The 16,865-nt window shown below is 54.5% G+C and carries 11 protein-coding genes; 9 read left to right on the top strand and 2 right to left on the bottom strand.

The features are described 5' to 3' along the window. Positions 1–358: 358 nt before the first annotated feature. Complete coding sequence (locus P8T57_RS00535) at positions 359–1,246, bottom strand: LysR family transcriptional regulator (RefSeq protein ID WP_341364254.1); 888 nt, start codon at positions 1,244–1,246, stop codon at positions 359–361. Between the two features lie 147 nt (positions 1,247–1,393). Here P8T57_RS00535 and P8T57_RS00530 point away from each other — a divergent pair, with 147 nt between their 5' ends. Continuing rightward, positions 1,394–2,893 (top strand): CoA-acylating methylmalonate-semialdehyde dehydrogenase, encoded by a 1,500-nt coding sequence (locus P8T57_RS00530; protein ID WP_341364253.1) that lies wholly within the window; start codon positions 1,394–1,396, stop codon positions 2,891–2,893. 70 nt (positions 2,894–2,963) lie between these two features. Here P8T57_RS00530 and P8T57_RS00525 read toward each other — a convergent pair whose 3' ends face one another. Further along, a complete protein-coding gene (locus P8T57_RS00525) occupies positions 2,964–4,673 on the bottom strand; it encodes an ABC transporter ATP-binding protein/permease (RefSeq protein ID WP_063093459.1) in 1,710 nt (569 codons plus the stop codon). 233 nt (positions 4,674–4,906) lie between these two features. Here P8T57_RS00525 and fhuF point away from each other — a divergent pair, with 233 nt between their 5' ends. From fhuF to P8T57_RS00485, 8 genes are all read left to right on the top strand, one after another. Continuing rightward, positions 4,907–5,563 carry a siderophore-iron reductase FhuF gene (fhuF, locus tag P8T57_RS00520; protein ID WP_007090611.1) on the top strand — a complete coding sequence of 219 codons (657 nt, stop codon included), beginning with the start codon at positions 4,907–4,909 and terminating at the stop codon, positions 5,561–5,563. A 260-nt stretch (positions 5,564–5,823) separates the two neighbouring features. Next, a complete protein-coding gene (locus P8T57_RS00515; RefSeq protein WP_341364252.1) occupies positions 5,824–7,899 on the top strand; it encodes a TonB-dependent receptor in 2,076 nt (691 codons plus the stop codon). Between the two features lie 203 nt (positions 7,900–8,102). Continuing rightward, positions 8,103–9,530 (top strand): sigma-54 dependent transcriptional regulator, encoded by a 1,428-nt coding sequence (locus tag P8T57_RS00510; RefSeq protein WP_341364251.1) that lies wholly within the window; start codon positions 8,103–8,105, stop codon positions 9,528–9,530. Beyond that, the gene (locus P8T57_RS00505) at positions 9,530–11,557 is read left to right on the top strand and encodes a cache domain-containing protein (protein WP_341364250.1); all 2,028 of its coding nucleotides are present in this window, start codon (positions 9,530–9,532) and stop codon (positions 11,555–11,557) included. Before P8T57_RS00510 ends, P8T57_RS00505 begins: the two co-directional genes overlap by 1 nt. Before the next feature lie 259 nt (positions 11,558–11,816). Beyond that, positions 11,817–13,559 carry an OFA family MFS transporter gene (locus tag P8T57_RS00500; RefSeq protein ID WP_007090607.1) on the top strand — a complete coding sequence of 581 codons (1,743 nt, stop codon included), beginning with the start codon at positions 11,817–11,819 and terminating at the stop codon, positions 13,557–13,559. Positions 13,560–13,813: 254 nt separating this feature from the next. Beyond that, entirely contained in the window at positions 13,814–14,707 is an 894-nt protein-coding gene (locus P8T57_RS00495) for a LysR family transcriptional regulator (RefSeq protein WP_007090606.1), read from the top strand. A gap of 122 nt (positions 14,708–14,829) precedes the next feature. Beyond that, on the top strand, positions 14,830–15,309 hold the full coding sequence (locus tag P8T57_RS00490; RefSeq protein ID WP_007090605.1) for a formate dehydrogenase subunit gamma: 480 nt from the start codon (positions 14,830–14,832) through the stop codon (positions 15,307–15,309). Continuing rightward, complete coding sequence (locus P8T57_RS00485; protein ID WP_037992673.1) at positions 15,306–16,862, top strand: NADH-quinone oxidoreductase subunit NuoF; 1,557 nt, start codon at positions 15,306–15,308, stop codon at positions 16,860–16,862. The genes P8T57_RS00490 and P8T57_RS00485 overlap by 4 nt, the downstream gene beginning before the upstream one ends. Positions 16,863–16,865: the final 3 nt, after the last annotated feature.

Raw genomic sequence — 16,865 nt, 5'->3', positions numbered from 1 at the left:
GTCTGACCTTTCAAACGTTGATTGCGCCATGCAGCAAGCGGTTTTTGAAATCCTGTTCAACAGGCTTTTTGTGTGACCCCGACCACATGGCTCATCCCCAACCATATCCGAAAGAATATGCCCGGGAACGCGCCCTGAATGCAAGTGGTCATAGTAAAAAATTGCAAGTTAAGTCTGTGAAAATACAATCAAAGGTATGCCGGTTAGATACCTGAACAGCTTGATGGTTCTTGTTCCTGGGGGGATTTTGCACCGGGTTATTTCTGTTCGTATAGTGTTGCGATGTCATCCGGATTTGATCGTGGCAAGCCCGTTGGGTGCATATGTGAAGATCAGATTCGCAGATTTTCGCGTCTGATCATTCGGCGACGAAAAGATCACGCGCGGCGCGGACGACCCGGCTGATATGGTCAGCGACGGCGGCGACCCCGCGGGTATCCTTGGTATCGGGATGCAGCAGCATCCAGTAATTTCGGGTAAAGCGGATATCGGGCAGCAGACGGACTAGGTCGGCCACATCACGGGTGGCGTAATCATGCAGAATGCCAATGCCATGCCCGTTGCGCACTGCTTCCATCTGGGCCACGACACTGCCGCATTCAAATCGGCGCTTCATCAGTTTGCCAAGGCGGGCGGCGTAATCAAGCGCGCGGCTGTAAATCAGGTCTTCGATATGGGTGACAAACAGCCGGTCGGTCAGGTCGCGTTCAGACCGGATGGCACCATACTGTTTTATGTAGCTTTGGGAGGCATAGACGCTGAGTGTGTAATCGGTGAGCTTTTTGATCACCAGCCGCCCCTGTTTGGGGCGATCAAGAGTGATGGCGATGTCGGCTTCGCGTTGGGACAGCGAAAAGGTGCGCGGGAGGGGCACCAGTTGGATCACCAGATCGGGATGTTTTGCGGCAAAGCCCGCCAGTTCACGCGCCAGGAAATAGTTCCCAAGTCCATCGGGCACGCCAACGCGCACGGTGCCTGCGATGCCTTCTGCTCGGCTGGGGAAGGCGGTGCCGACTTTAAGGAAGGCGGATTCAGCGGCCTCTGCCGCACCCATTAATGCCTTTCCTGCCTCTGTCAGTTCCGATCCGGTGGTGCGCCGTTCGACAAGCTTGGTGCCGAGTTCCTGTTCAAGTGCGGTCAGTTGCCGACCGACCGTGGCATGGTTCAGGCCAAGCTGACGGGCCGCCGAGAGGATCTGCCCCTGGCGTGCGACGGCCAGAAAGATGCGAATGCGGTCCCAATCCATGATCTATCGACTTTAAAAATTGCACATCGAATTTGCAATAATGATAATTGATGTGCATCCATATGCATATCCATAATTAAACCACTTTGCGGACGGTCTTCTTATGATCCGCAACAAAAGATCATCACGATTATCGGGAGAAGCCGAATGTCCAGCCAGATCACCCATTACATTAACGGCAAACGTGTCGCCGGGACTTCCGGCCGGACAGCGGCCGTGTTCAACCCGGCCACCGGCCAGAAGAGTGCGACGGTTGACCTTGCATCAAAGGCCGATGTCCGTGCCGCAGTGGAAAGCGCACGTGCAGTGGCCGCCGAATGGGCCAACACCACGCCGCTGCGTCGTGCCCGTATTCTCAATAAATTTCTTGGTATCCTTGAAAGCCGTTCCGAAGAACTGGCCGCCGCGATCACTGCCGAGCATGGCAAGGTGCTTTCGGATGCGCTGGGCGAGGTCACCCGCGGGATCGAGGTTGTTGAGTTTGCCACCGGCGCGCCGCAGCTTTTGAAGGGCGAGTTCACCGAAAATGTCGGCACCAAGGTTGACAGCCATTCGGTGCGTCAGCCGCTTGGTATTGTGGCCGGTATTACGCCGTTCAACTTCCCGGCCATGGTGCCGATGTGGATGTTCCCGGTCGCCCTTGCCTGCGGTAACTGTTTCATCCTGAAACCATCCGAACGCGATCCGTCTGCGTCGCTTCTACTCGCCGAATGGCTGAGCGAAGCAGGTCTTCCCGACGGCGTTTTCAACGTTGTGCAGGGCGACAAGGAAGCGGTTGATGCGCTTCTGTTTGATCCGGATGTCAGCGCGATCAGCTTTGTCGGTTCGACCCCGATTGCGAAATATATCTATGAAACCGCGACTGCGCAGGGCAAGCGTTGCCAGGCGTTGGGCGGTGCGAAAAACCATATGATCGTGATGCCCGATGCCGATATGGATCAGGCGGTTGATGCCCTGATGGGGGCGGCATATGGGTCGGCTGGTGAACGCTGCATGGCGATTTCGGTTGCGGTGCCGGTGGGCAAGGCGACGGCGGATGCGCTGGTTGAAAAGCTTGTCCCGCGCATTAACGAGCTTCGGGTTGCACCGGGGACAGATCCGGCCGCCGAGATGGGGCCGCTTGTGACGGCGCAGCATCGCGACAAGGTTGTCGGTTTAATCAACAAGGGCGTTGAAGAAGGCGCGAAGCTGGTTGTTGATGGCCGTGACATTCGTTTGCAGGGCTATGAAGACGGCTATTTCGTTGGCGGCACCCTGTTTGACAATGTCACACCCGACATGACGATTTATAAGGAAGAAATTTTCGGCCCGGTCCTGTCGATCGTACGGACCGATGATTTCGAAACCGCGGCTGATCTTGTTGATAGCCACGAATACGGCAATGGCACCGCGATCTTTACCCGCGATGGCGATACGGCGCGTGAATTTGCCAACCGCACCCAGACCGGCATGGTCGGCATCAATGTGCCGATCCCGGTTCCGATGGCGTTCCATTCATTTGGTGGCTGGAAGGCATCCTTGTTTGGTGACCATCACATGCATGGCATGGAAGGGGTGCGGTTCTATACCCGCCTGAAAACCATTACCTCGCGCTGGCCGACGGGCATTCGCAAGGGTGCGGAATTCGTCATGCCGACGATGAAGTGATTTTCGCAAGATCGTGAAGACATAAGGTGGCAGTCCCGAGGGGCTGTCACTTTTTTTGATATGTCTTGCTTTACACCAATGCTTCGCGACTGGTGGCAGAAAGGGCAATGGTATCTTTATCAAGTTCCAGAATTCTGGAGTGAAATTGTTCCAGTGAAGCACGGTGTCCGATGCTGATCAGAATTGTGTCAGGCAGTTCTTCTTTCAGATAGCGGTAACAGAGGGTTTCCGCGTTTTCATCAAGTGCGGATGTGCTTTCATCAAGGAAGAGAATTTTCGGTTTTCGCAGTACAGCGCGCACAAAGGAGCATCGCTGCTGTTCGCCAATGCTGAGTTTCTTTGACCAGTCGGTTTCGCTATCAAGCTGTTCAATCAGGTGCCCCAGTTCAAACCGTTGCAATGCATGCGACAAAGCCGGATCATTATTGGCATCAGCAATTTGCGGATACCAGAGAATATCATGCAACTTTCCAAGTGGAAAATATGGTTTCTGGGTTAGGATAAGAGCGTTTTCCGTGTCGTAAGCAGCGCTGCCAGAGGCGTGTTTCCACAAGCCGCAAACAGCACGGATCATTGTGGATTTTCCAAAGCCGGACGGCGCACGGATAAGAAGGCTATCCCCCGGTGTCAGTTGCAGGGAAAAATCGCGCAGAAGCGTTTTTTCGCCACCGGGAAGCCATAGGTTGAGTTTCTTGATTTCGAAAGCATGTGGTAGATGGCGGATATTGACGCCGGAATTGCAAGAAAGCGCATCGAGCCTGTTCTGGAAGCCGGTTAATCGGTCGACGACAGATTTCCATTCGGCAATTTGCGGGAAGACCCGGACAAGATATGCCATGGCTTCGTGAACTTCGCCGAAGGCGGCGCTGATCTGGGTCAGGCGGCCAAGGGGAAATGCCCCGGCAAAGAATTGCGGTGCCATGATGAACATTGGGATCACGGTGGCCGTACGCATATAGAATGTGGAATAGCCGAGCACGATTTTCTGTTTTTTGACCAGCTCCCAGAAATTCTGAAGGGCGGCTTCCAATCGTGATGAGAAGGTCCGCATTTCGGCTTTTTCGCCACGATATTGCGCAATTGATTCCGCATGTTCACGAAGGCGCATCAGGGAAAACCGGAAATCAGCTTCGCGGCGTTGCTGCAAGAAATTAAGCCCGGGAAGGGCACGCCCCAGCCAGAATGCACCACCCGTCCCGGCAATCGAGTAAAGCAATGCAACCCAGACCAGTAGTCCGGGGATTACCAGACTTTCGGTTCCGAATGGAATTGTCACAAGGCCTGATGCGTTCCAAAGAATATTCAGGAAAGAGAAGAGCGACACCAAAGCAGTCATCAGCCCAAGACCGAGTTTGAGCGAGATGACGATGAACATGTCGATGTCATCGGCAACCCGTTGATCCGGGTTGTCTGTTTCCGGAGAGTCCAGTTGCAAGAGAAGGTATCGTTGATCTTTCAGCCAATCCTGAAGCGTGTTTGTGATTGACCAGCGCAGCCACCGGATCGTCAGTTTTTGTTGAAAGTGAAAAGCTGCGACAGTGAAGGTCGTGAGGGCGACTTGTAACAGGATGAACTGGCCGCCACTGATCAGGAAAGCATCGTAATCCAGAGCCTGCAAGGCGTTATAAAAGTTCAGATTCCAGAAATTGTTCAGGATGTTGACCCCGACAAGCCCGAGATTCATGAGGATGGTCGCAGCCAGTAACAACAGGGCAGGGATTTTTTCAGACGATGTCCAGAAAGGGCGCGCAAGTCGCCAGAAGCCCTGCAAAGTATTCATGATGCCTCAACTGATCGGGATAAATCAGATTGAGTTTATAGAGGCAGCTCGTTATGGTCGCAATGCTAATAATACTGATTGGCGTTCTCATTTTTTAGCAGGGGCTTGCTATGGAATTACCAGACTGGCTTTGCCAAACATGGCCCCCCATCCGTCAAGTCATCCGGACAGATCATTGCGGGTTTTCTTCCGTCAGGCTGCAGCAGCTTCCACGGGAAGACGTTCTGTTTCCGATGCTTGATCGGTTCGCCTTGGTCTATTCGGCAGCAAAGCGACCACCCATCGCGTCCCAGTGGTCAATGAATTACCTTAGTGTTCTGTTCCCGGCGGTATTGGCGGGAATATTGGCCCGAAATTTGGAAATTCGGGTTTGGGAGGGGGATGTCGAACTTTTGCATGATGACGCCCGCCCTGTGGCATTAAAGGTCATGGAACGGCTTCCGTCATTTTCATCCGACCAGATCGCAGGCTATTGGGAGCGCGTGTTAAACGACCATCTGGACCCGTTGTTTGCGACGATTTCCGCGTGGGGTGGTGTATCGACCAAAGTGCTGTGGGGAAACGTTATCGCGGTCTGGGACGGGGCGTTTGACAGATTGCGCGATGCGCTGGACCCCGAAACCTTTTCCAAGGCCCATCAATGGATGGAGACGCCGGTTGTTGCCGATGGCCGGTTAAAGATTAGAAGCTTGCAACGTATTGTTGCTTCGCCTGTCCCGGATATTTGTTCAAGCATCCCGTTAAGGAAGCATTGCTGTCTGCATTATCTGCTTCATACGCCGGTTGTCGGAAAGCCGGAGGTTTTATGCGAAGCATGTCCGCGATTGCACAGGCAGCCGTTGGCCGAACAGGAGAGCTATCTGCGGTCCATTTACCATGAGCATGGCTGAATTGAGGTGCGACTTATCGGCTCGGTCTGGGTGGTATGTATCTGCATCTTCTGTGTGCTTCTCCTCAAAAAAACTAATTCACTGAAAATACGTGCTTATTATAGCGAATAATAACTATTGTCATTTGCAATTGATCGTGCTTAATCATTCGCAACAGATGTTTCAGGGAGCGGGGGAAGGCGGGAAACGGACAGTGTGAACCTTCTGACTTCTTTACCGCAACGCTTGAAAAAATGTGGTTCTGAATGGGAAGCAAGGTAATGCAAGTTTTCAGTAAAAACTCTTTGGCGCTGGCGGTGGCTTCCAGCGCGCTGGGTATCACGCCGGTATTTGCGGACGAGGAAGTGCCGCAGGAAGTTATTCAGCTAGAAGAAGTTATCGTCACAGGAGAAAAAATCCAGCGCAGTCAGGACAGGACACTTTCGAGTGTTGCGGTCAGCACCAGCGAAGATATCCGCAAAGAAGGAGCGAAGACCCTTCAGGATGTGCTGAGTGGTACGCCCGGCGTCTATACTCAGTCCGGCAACGAAAACTGGGGTATTCGCGGTGTTCCGATCCAAGGGTTTGACGAACAGGGGGCAGCCGCCCTTAACGGTGCGATTTCGGTTTATGTTGACGATGCGATCCAAAGTAACCGTCTGCTGACGGCCAATCCGCTCTCGGTCTGGGATGTTGAGCAGGTTGAAGTTTATCGCGGAGCGCAATCGACCACACAAGGGCGTAACTCGCTTGCCGGTGCGGTGGTGATGAAAACCAAAGACCCGACATTTACCCCCGAATTCGCCGTACAGGGAAATCTTGGCCGCTATGGTGAAAAGGGTTCATCGGCACTTGCCAATGGTGCACTGATTGAAGACAGGTTGGCGGGACGGTTGGCCGTCGATTATCAAACCGAGGATGGATACATCAATAACCCGACATTGGGCGATGATGCCAATCCTTTGCGGTCGGCCAATGTGCGCGGGAAGCTATTGTTCCTGCCGTCGGATGATGTCGATGTGCTGCTGACTTTTTCGCATAATGATCAGCGTGCCGGACTTAATGCGGTTGATGCAAATGACGGTGTGCCAGATTACTTCAATGTATACGAGAATACCGAAACCTATCACAAGTTTGATCAGAATGCGGTAACGGGCAAGCTCGACTGGTATCTGGATGGTGAATGGACATTGACCAGCATCAGTTCGGCGACACTTGTTGATTATAGTGCTGCCCTTGATTTCGACAGGACGCCAACAACGTCGCAGGCGGCTCTTCGCGAGCATGAACAGACCCTTGCCAGTCAGGAAGTTCGGCTTGGTTATGATTATGAAAATCTTACCGGGTTCTTTGGTGCCTATCTTGGCCGGACGACCAGTGATATTGACGACAAGCTTGCCGTAAGCGGGACAACCGTCATGAATGAAAAGGGCAAGGTTGAAATTGACAGTTATGCTCTGTTTGGCGAGGCAAACTGGGAGTTCGTTAATGACTGGACCCTGATTACTGGTCTTCGCTGGGACCATGAGGAAAACCACACCCGGATTGACTACACGGTTGATACGCTTAATTTGGCGACGGACCCTTCTGCAAACGAAAATATCACTTCCAGTGTTTTGCTGCCGAAACTGGGCCTGAGTTATGACGTGACGGAGAACCATCTTGTCGGGGTTACGTGGCAGCGCGGCTATCGCAGTGGGGGGGTGAATCTTCGATCACTTGCCCTTCATACACCTTATGATCCTGAATTTACCGATACTTATGAACTGGCTTGGCGTGGCAATTGGCTGAACCGTCGTTTGCGGACCAATGCCAACATTTATTACACCGACTGGACCGATCAGCAGGTTACGTTCCGTGATAGTAGTGGCAACCGCCAGGTGGCCAATGCGGCTGATAGCCGGATGGCCGGAGCGGAACTTTCGGCGCAATATCTGGTCACATCGCAACTTTCTGTGCATGCCGGTGCGTCTTACAGTGATACCAAGTACAATTCTTTTGTATCGGACGGTGTTGATTATAGCGGCCACGAATTCATGTTTGCGCCGAAATATCAGGCATCCGTCGGGGCCAATTACACCTTTGATAACGGTCTTATGATCGGAACCAATGTTGTCTATCAGGATGACAGCATTTCCAACTTTATCACTAGCGGTTCGACTGTCGTCGGTGAACGGCGTAGCGATCCGGTGACGCTGGTGAATCTGAATGCGGAATATGCCGTTGGCAGCATGACATTTACCGGCTATGTCAAAAACCTGTTTAACGAGCGTTACGTTACAGCCAATCAGAGCGATACAGTCGTCGATGTTGGCGCACCTTTGACTTTCGGGGTGGCAGCGCGTTACGAGTTCTAGAACGTCGTTTTATCTGGGGCGTAGTGCCCAAAATATTTCAGAATTCATAGGGCGGGGAACATTGGTTTCCCGCCCGGTTTTTATTGTGCTTGCGCGAAGAACTTTGAGGAATGCGACCAACGGTTTTGCTTTTCATGTGCTGCTGATCTAATCTTCGAAAAAATAAAAACAAAATGACCGGGAAGATCGGCGGAGGAATATCAATGAGATCGACGGCAATGGGTGCGCCGGAGTTGGCGGCACCATCACCCGCAGCGCAACCGGATGGCAAGCCGGGGCCGGAATTCGGGCCGTGGCTGGAGAAAGCATCGATCCTGATCGTCGATGACGAACCGGGGATGCGCAATTTCCTTGTGCGCACATTGGGACCGCGCGCCAAACGGGTCGAGGAAGCCGCTGATTGCGAGGAAGCGACAAAGCTTCTCGATCAGCATCATTTTGATGTCGTGATCCTTGATAACATCATGCCGGGCAAGTCCGGGGTCGAGTGGCTGACCGAGCAGCGCGAAATCGGTTTCTTTTCCGATGCGATCCTGATGACGGCCTATGCCGATCTGGATACCGCGATCAAGGCATTGCGGGCCGGGGCGGTTGATTTTGTCCTGAAACCGTTTCGGTCCAACCAGATTTTGAATGCGGTGGCGCGCTGCCTTGACCGGATGCGGTTGCGGCGCGAAAACCATGTTTTACGCCATGAATTGCGCGCGACATCCGATCATGTGTTGTTGCGCGACAAGCTGATTGGTTATTCGGCGCAAATCCAGGAAATCCGTGAAACCATTGCAAGGGTAGCACCCCTTCCGACATCGATCCTGATTTCCGGGGAAAGCGGCACGGGCAAGGAAGTGACCGCGCGCTCGTTACACGCGTTGTCCGACCGGGCCGAAAAGCCGTTTGTGCCAATCAATTGTGCGGCCATTCCATCCGAGATGATCGAAGCGGAATTGTTCGGGCATCTGAAAGGGGCCTTTACCGGGGCGCAAACAACGCGCGACGGGCTTTTCATGCATGCGCAGGGTGGCACATTGTTTCTGGATGAGGTCGGGGAATTGTCGCTGGCGACGCAAAGCAAGCTTTTGCGCGCGATTGAAAGTCGCCGTATCCGCCCGGTAGGGTCGGAGCGCGAGGCACCGGTCGACTTGCGGTTTGTCTTTGCCACCAATGCCGATCTGGAGGCAGAGGTCGAAGCGGGCCGGTTCCGTGCCGATCTGTTTTACCGGATCAATGTCATGCATATCGCCATGCCGCCGTTGCGGGAGCGCGGGGATGATGTGCTGGAACTGGCCAGCCTGTTCATGAGCAAACTTTCCAAGCAGCTTGGCGTGCCGCAAGTGGCGATGGATGGGGCGGTGCGGGCCGGATTGACGCGATATGACTGGCCTGGGAATGTGCGCGAATTGCGCAACCTTGTCGAGCGCACCCTGATCCTTGGGCGGTTCCCGGCCGAGTTTCGTGATGAACAGGCCGGTGCCGAAGGACATGCCGACCATGACGAAACGTTGGAGGAAATGGAGCGCCGTCACATTATGGCGATGGTGCACAAGACCGACGGCAATCGTAATGAAGCCGCACGGCGTCTGGGCATTTCGCGCAAGACAATTGACCGCAAATTTGCCGATTGGGCCGACTGATGCAGTGGCCGGGCCGCCGCACCAAACGCACCCGGTCTGTGCGGTTCAAATTGCTGGCAATTGCGTTATTGCCAACACTGGTCATCCTGCCGCTTTTGCTGGGCGTGATGATGGTACGTTGGAACAGCAAGTTTGACGCGCTTTTGACATCAAAGGTCAATGGCGACCTGACGATTGCCCATCAGTATTTTACTCATATCCTTGAAACCACCGGCGAACAGATCGAAGCCCTTGGCCAATCAGTGACGTTTCGTGATGTTCTGACATCGGGGGACCGGGCGCGGATCGATGATCTGTTGGCGGCAAAGCGGGCCAAGCTTGGTCTTGATTTCCTGTATATCGCCAATCGGCAGGGGATTGTTTCAGGGGCGTCCCCCCGGCAGGCCACCCCGCGCCTTGATGCCGACTGGCCGGTGATTGCAACAGCCCTTTCGGGGGCGTCCTTGACCGGGGTGGACATCTTTGACAATGCCGATCTGGCGGCGATTTCGCCCGATCTGGCGGCACGCGCGCGGCTTGATCTGGTGCCGACACCCAATGCAGTGCCAACCACGCGCGATGCCGAAACGCGCGGCATGGTTGTGCATTCGGCAAGTCATGTTTCCCTGCCGATGGTGGGGCCGGAGGACATTGATGGCGCGCTGGTCGGGGGCATATTGTTAAACCAGAACCTTGTGTTCATTGATACGATCAATGATCTGGTTTACCGCGAAAGCAGCCTTCCGGAAGGCAGTCAGGGGACGGCGACGCTTTTTCTTGATGATGTGCGAATCAGCACCAATGTGCGTCTGTTTGAAGGGCGACGTGCGCTGGGCACCCGTGTTTCGAGTGCGGTGCGCCAGAATGTTCTGGAAGACGGCAAGGTGTGGCTTGATAGCGCGTTTGTCGTCAATGACTGGTACATTTCAGCCTATGAGCCGATTGTGGACAGCTTTGGCGACCGTGTCGGGATGCTGTATGTCGGGTTCCTTGAGGCGCCGTTTGCCCAGACGAAATATGAAAGCCTGCTGATCATCATTGCGGCGTTTCTGTTTGTCGCGACGCTGAGCGTTCCAATCTTCCTGCGATGGGCGCGCGGTATTTTCAAGCCGCTTGAACGTATGACCCAGACGATTGCACGGGTCGAGAGCGGAGACTTTGGCGCGCGAACCCATATTGATCAGGTGCAGGATGAAATATCGCTGGTGGCGGAACATCTTGATGATCTGCTTGATCAGGTGCAGGAACGTGACAAACGTTTGCGCGCCTGGAACGAGGAACTGAACGCGCGGGTGGATGCGCGCACCAGCGAACTGCGCGAAGCCAACCGCCAGCTTGAAGCGACGACCAAGCAATTGATCATGTCCGAGAAACTGGCAGCCATCGGTGAAATTACCGCCGGTGTGGCCCATGAAATCAACAATCCGGTGGCGGTGCTTCAGGGGAACCTTGATGTGGTGCGTGATTTACTGGGCGAAAATGTGCGAATTGCCGAAACCGAATTCCGCCTGATTGACGAACAGGTCAGCCGTATCAACCTGATTGTCACCAAGCTTCTGCAATTTGCCAAACCCGAAGAATATGCCGGATTTGTCGAACGCCATTCGCCAGGCGAGGTGATTGGTGACTGCCTGCCGCTGGTGCAGCATCTGTTGAACAAGGCCGATATCGAGGTTGCGCGCGAGAGCCGGGCCAGACGGCTTATTCTGATGAACCGGACGGAATTGCAGCAGGTGGTGGTCAATCTGATGGTCAATGCCCTGCATGCCATGCTCGGAAGTGGCACCCTGACCCTGATTGACGAGGATTTTGATCGAAACGGAAAACCTGGCATTCGCATTTCGATCCGCGATACGGGAACGGGGATGTCGTCCGACATACTGGGGCGTATTTTCGATCCTTTCTATACGACCAAGCGCCGCGAAGGCACGGGGTTGGGCTTATCGATCAGCAAAACCCTGATTGACCGGCAGGGCGGGGCCATGGCGGTTGAGAGCGAGCCGGGCAAGGGCACGTTATTCACCATCTGGTTGCCTGAAGCGGATTGATTGTTCTGCCATTAGGTTGGACATTTTGTCCGGATGGTGCATTGCACAGTAAAAATTTGTTGGACATTTTGTCCACCCGCGTGCGCTGCAATATGATGATTGTCTTTCAAAAACTTCCAGAAAATCAGGCAACAGGCTGAATGGCATAGCGATTGCGAAAGTGTGTTTTCCGGGTCTTACCGATATGGCCTTGCAGCATTCAGCCGATTTGGGGGGATGGGGCCGCCGGATGAACATAATACCGGGAGGAAAAACACAAATGTTTGATCGCCTTAAAAAAGAACATATCGTCGCAGGGGACGATTTCAATCGCTGGAAAGTTCCGCCAGCATCCATCGCCATTCATCTTTGCATCGGCTCTGTCTATGCTTGGTCGATTTTCAACCCGCCACTGATCAAGGAATTCGGCGTGGTTGCGTCAAGCTCTGGTGACTGGGGCCTGCAATCTGTTGTCTGGATTTTCTCGGTCGCGATTGTATTTCTGGGGCTGGCCGCGGCATTCGGCGGCAAATGGCTTGAAGAAGTCGGCCCTCGTATGGTGGGTGTTGTTGCCGCATTTTGCTGGGGCGGTGGTTTCATCATCGGTGGCATGGGCATTGCGACCCATCAGCTTTGGCTGGTTTATCTGGGTTATGGCGCGCTTGGCGGTTGTGGCCTTGGGCTTGGCTATGTATCGCCGGTATCAACCCTGATCCGCTGGTTCCCGGACCGTCGCGGCATGGCAACCGGTATGGCGATCATGGGCTTTGGCGGTGGTGCGATGATCGCAACGCCGATCAAGGAAAGCCTGCTTTCATTCTTCTATAAGGTGCCGGAATATCTTGGCCCGGAAAGTGCCGTGAACCTTGTCACCGAAGGCGGCAAGCGTATGGCCGAAGTCGGTGGCCAGATGGTCGAGGTTGTTGTGGCCGGTGCGGCACAGGTTGCGTCGGCGCCGGTGACGATCGAGCAGGGCGTATATGTTGCTGGCACGGGCAATACCGGTGCGGCGGCGACCTTCTTTACGCTTGGCATTGCCTATTTCATCGTCATGGTCATTGCGGCGTTTTCGTATCGTGTACCGCGCGAAGGATGGCTCCCGGCTGGCTGGACACCGCCGACCGCAGATACTGCATCCAAGCGCATGATCACCCAGAACAACGTTCATATCGATCAGGCCCTGAAAACCCCGCAATTCTATATGCTTTGGATCGTGCTGTGCTTTAACGTGACGGCAGGCATCGGGGTGATTGGCGTTGCCAAAACCATGATGAGCGAGATTTTCGGCAGCACCCTGCCGCTGGTGGTCAATTCCGGCTTTGCCGCGACTTATGTGTTCATGATTTCGGTCTTTAACATGTGTGGCCGGTTCTTCTGGGCGTCGATTTCGGACTATATCGGACGCAAGAACACCTACTACTGCTTCTTCATCCTTGGCATCATCCTGTATCTGTCGATCCCGTATGCTGCGGGGCAGGTCAGTGTGAACCCGGTGGTGACATGGCTTGTGATGTTCTATGGCGCAACCATGATCATCTTCACGATGTATGGTGGCGGTTTTGCGACCATTCCGGCCTACCTGGCAGATGTTTTCGGAACCAAATATGTCGGTGGCATCCATGGTCGTCTTCTGACCGCATGGAGTGTCGCGGGCGTGCTTGGCCCGCTTGCCATCACCCAGCTGCGTCAGACATCGGTCGGCAATTCGATCAAGGAACTGGCTGCCAAGATCGATCCGGCAGCGTTTCAGGCAAAGTTCGGTGCGGGTATGGAACAGCTTGATCAGCTGATTGCGGCCAAAACCGTGACGATTGGCCGTCTGATGGAAATCGCCCCGGCCGGGACGGTTGATCCGACGCCAAGCCTTTATAACACCACCATGTATGCCATGGCGGCCCTGCTGGTGATTGGCCTGATTGCCAACGCGCTGGTCAAGCCGATCCATGACAAGCATTACATGGAAACCGCAGCGGACCCGGCCAAACCGACCCCGACCGGCCGCGAGGCAACGTCTGAGGCGTAAAGCCGAACCCCGGTGCCGGTCGGCTTTGGCCCTGACCGGTACCACTGGGCCCGGGTATGTTCGTCTGTCCCCGGACCCGCCTGGACATGATAGTGCATCAATGTCATGTCCGGTCCTGTTGCAGGATTAACCCTTCGGCTTTTATGGCCATTCGGGTTATCCTGCAATCAGGACACCCGCCCCGCAAATGGTGTCCATCAATCACATAAAGTGCGCCACCAGACGGGGTTTCCCCGAAAGGCGCCGGATACGCCATGATCGACAAACTCGAAATGTTTATCGTGCTTGCCAGAGAGCAGCATTTTGGTCACGCCGCCGAGGAATGCGGTGTGACGCAGCCGACCCTTTCCAGTGCCCTTCGCCAGCTTGAAGACCATCTTGGTGTGGTTCTGGTGCGTCGTGGTTCGCGCTATCAGGGGCTGACGCCAGAAGGCGAGCGGGTTCTGGAATGGGCGCGCCATATTGTCGGAAGTTCGCGTTCGATGCGTGATGAAATGCGCGCGATGCGGTTCGGTCTGACCGGGCAGGTGCAGATTGCGGTTATTCCGACAGCACTTTCGATGGTGCATGAATTGACCACGCCGTTTCGCGAAAAGCATCCGGATGTGACCTTTGCGGTACTGTCGCGGACTTCGACAGAAATTCAGGCGCTGCTTGATAATCTTCAAATCGATGTCGGGATTACCTATCTGGATAATGAGCCGCTTGGCCGTGTGACATCGATCCCGCTTTATTATGAGCGCTATCATCTTGTGACATCGAATTTCGATGATATCGGTGACCGCGAAAGCATCACGTGGCGTGAGGCGGCAGAATTTCCGTTATGTTTGCTGACACCCGATATGCAGAACCGGCGGATTATCAATCAGCATCTGAACGAGGCGGGCGCGCGTATCAGCCCGACGCTGGAAAGTGATTCGATGATTGCGCTTTTTACCCATGTGCATACCGGTAACTGGGCCAGCATCATGCCGGTCAAGATGGTCAAGGAATTCAGTATGCGCGACCGGGTCAAATCGATCCCGATTGTTGATCCTGATGCGTCTCATCTGGTGGGTATGATCGCGGCAAAGCGCGAACCGGCAACACCGGTTGTGTCGGCGTTGCTGAAAGAGGCAAAGAATATTTCTGAACTGGAGCCCGCCTGAGAGGGCTTGATAGGTTTTCGCTATCGCGTAACGGGATGGCTTTATTGAACAGGCGTTGGCAATCACCGACACTGTGAAGAATAACAAAGAATTCAATAGACTGCTAAGTGAGAGAGGCTTGCATGTCTGCAACAGAGACGACCGAGGAAATATCCGTCCGGGTTGGTACCATTTGTGATGGTCTGGCCGGACTTGAAGGACCGCTTTTGCCGATTCTGCATGAAGTGCAGGAAGAATTTGGCTTTATTCCCGAAGGTGCCCTTCAGACCATTGCCAAGAAGCTCAATCTCAGCCGGGCGGAAGTCCACGGGGTTGCCAGTTTTTATCATGATTTCCGTGAAGAAAAGCCGGGCAGACACGTGATCAAGATCTGCCGCGCCGAGGCGTGCCAGTCGATGGGCGCGGATGATCTGAGCGATCATGCGAAGCGCAAACTGAAAGTCGACTGGTCGGAAACGACCAGCGACCAGAATGTGACGCTTGAACCGGTTTTCTGTCTTGGGCTTTGTGCCTGTGCGCCGGCCGCCATGGTGGATGGCAAGGTCATCGGACGGGTCAGCAAGGATCGCCTTGATCGCATCCTGAGCGAGGTGGAATCATGACAGTCAAGATTTACGTCCCGCTTGACTCAGGTTCCGTTGCCCTTGGTGCGGACGAAGTCGCAACTGCCATTGCCGCGACGGCGGCGAAACGCGGCGAAGATGTTCAGATCGTGCGTAACGGTTCGTTTGGCATGTACTGGCTGGAGCCGATGGTCGAGGTCGAAACATCGCGCGGTCGTCTGGCCTATGGCCCGGTCGCGGTCGAAGATGTCGATAGCCTGTTTGATGCCGGTTTCCTGAACGGTAGTGATCATAAACGTTACCTTGGCCATACGCAGGATATCCCGTTCCTGAAGGCGCAGACGCGCCTGACCTTCCAGCGGTGCGGGATTATCGATCCGGTGTCGCTTGACGATTACCGTGCCAATGACGGGCTCAAGGGGCTTGAAAATGCCCTTAAGATGACGTCCGAGGATATCGTCAAGGCAGTGACGGATTCAGGTCTTCGCGGGCGCGGTGGTGCCGGTTTCCCGACGGGTATAAAATGGAATACGGTCCGGCAGGCGCCGGGTGATCAGAAATACATCGTCTGTAACGCCGACGAAGGCGACAGTGGTACATTTGCCGACCGCATGATCATGGAGGGCGAGCCATTCGTCCTGATCGAAGGCATGATCATTGCCGGTCTGGCGACCGGGGCGACCAAGGGATATGTCTATACAAGGTCGGAATATCCTGATGCGATCCGCATCATGAACGAAGCAATAGAAGTCGCACGGGCAAACAAGCTGCTGGGGCCTAAGGTTCTGGGATCGGATTACGCGTTCGACATGGAAGTCCGCATGGGGGCGGGTGCCTATGTCTGTGGCGAGGAAACCTCGCTTTTGAACAGCATGGAAGGCAAACGGGGCGTTGTTCGCGCCAAGCCGCCGCTTCCAGCACTTGAGGGCTTCATGGCACGGCCGACGGTTGTTAACAACGTTATCTCGTTGTGTTCGGTGCCGGTAATCCTTGAAAAGGGTGCGGAATATTACCGCGATTTCGGCATGGGCCGTTCGCGCGGGACCATCCCGATCCAGATCGCTGGCAATGTCAAACATGGCGGCCTTTATGAAACGGCCTTTGGCCTGACACTGGGTGAAATCGTTGATCAGATCGGTGGGGGTACTGCAAGTGGTCGCCCGGTCAAGGCGGTTCAGGTTGGTGGCCCGCTGGGCGCATATTTCCCGCGCGAATTGTTTGACACGCCGTTTGATTACGAGGCATTCGCCAAGGCAGACGGTTTGATCGGTCATGCCGGTGTCGTCGTGTTTGACGACAGTGTCGACATGATGAAACAGGCCCGCTTTGCCATGGAATTCTGTGCGATTGAATCCTGTGGCAAATGCACGCCATGCCGCATCGGATCAACACGCGGCACCGAAGTTGTGGATAAAATCGCGCGCGGCGAAGATCCCGAAATGCAAAAGGAACTTCTGGCCGATCTGTGTGAAACGATGAAGTTCGGGTCGCTATGTGCGCTGGGCGGGTTTACGCCCTATCCGGTGATGAGCGCGCTGACCCATTTCCCTGATGATTTCAAGCCCCATGCGCTTGACATAGCTGCGGAGTGAGAA

Origin of the sequence: Thalassospira sp. SN3W (assembly GCF_038070535.1) — a bacterium.
Classification (GTDB): domain Bacteria; phylum Pseudomonadota; class Alphaproteobacteria; order Rhodospirillales; family Thalassospiraceae; genus Thalassospira; species Thalassospira xiamenensis.
The sequence above is the reverse complement of the archived record's forward strand: the minus strand, read 5'-3'. Positions and strand labels throughout refer to the sequence as shown.